We start from the raw sequence: 1,082 nt of genomic DNA, 5'->3' as shown, positions 1-1,082 counted from the left end.
ATCAACCTTCCGCTCGAAAAGGCCCGCCTGATGAAGGTGGTGGAAGGGCGCTCGCTGCCGGACTTCGCGCGGGAATTTGAAGCCGCGACCTGGGCGCAGTTTTTCCTCAAGTGGATCATGGCGCATCCGGCGGTCACGACCGTGCTGTGTGGCACGTCAAACCCGGAGCATGCCGAGGACAATGTCCAGGCCATGTACGGGCCCCTGCCGGACGGGTCGATGCGCCGGCGCATGGTGCAGCATATGGAGACGATCCCGGGTTTCGCCGATATAGGGCGGATGCCCTGGTATCCCGGCAAGGATGCCCAGTATCAAGGACTGATCCGGGCGGCACAGGCAACAGCTCGCGCTCGTATGGGCCAATGAGCTTTGGAATTCGAAAAGCGGAGGATCTTGGAGCGCTATGGAGCAGACATGGTTCCGGTCGCCACCTGAGACGGCGCGCCAAGGGCCGCCATTGCCCTCCTCCTACGCTCTATCTGCAGAGGGGCGGGTATTGCTCGATTGCAAAATATTTTTCTAATTCCGCTGAGAAGCGGGCTTTTGTTTCGGTGACAGGCTTCTTTCCGTTTGTGGCGGGCTCGTTTGGTTCGATCAATTCCCGTTCCTCCTCACTCTTCGGGTTATGAGCCTGACGAGAATCCGAGGGAGGTTGCTGGGGTGGTCGCCTTTTTGGTTAGTCGGCGCGCGGCGCTTGCGGTAGAACGCAGAAAGCCCGCGCGTGGCGGGCTTTGAGTGGATTTCTTGGATGATTTGGTTGCGGGGGGAGGGCTTTTGGAGTTTTCTGTGCCGCTGGGTGGGTTGGCCTCCTTGCGGGCGCTGAGGGGCTAAAATCTCGACCGGCTAGCAAACAAAAAGCCCGCGCGAGGCGGGCTTTTTTGTTTGGTTGCGGGGGCAGGATTTGAACCTGCGGCCTTCAGGTTATGGTCCGCAGGACGAGGAGCTACCATCGCCAGCGAAGATGAAGTCTTCGCGCCAGCGATCGATAACAAGAGATTTCAGGAGGACTTGGTTGCGGGGGCAGGATTTGAACCTGCGGCCTTCAGGTTATGAGCCTGACGAGCTACCGGGCTGCTCCACCC

General features: G+C 59.6%; 1 protein-coding gene. It reads left to right on the top strand.

The window, feature by feature from the left end; all coding sequences use genetic code 11:
* Positions 1-366: aldo/keto reductase (locus tag YH62_RS28985; protein ID WP_046797788.1), on the top strand; the 366-nt coding region annotated here is incomplete at its 5' end.
* Between the last annotated feature and the right edge of the window lie 716 nt (positions 367-1,082).

The organism is Rhizobium sp. LC145, from assembly GCF_001005825.1.
Classification (GTDB): Bacteria; Pseudomonadota; Alphaproteobacteria; order Rhizobiales; family Rhizobiaceae; genus Neorhizobium.
Note: the sequence above shows the minus strand (reverse complement) of the source record. Positions and strands in the feature narration are given on the sequence as shown.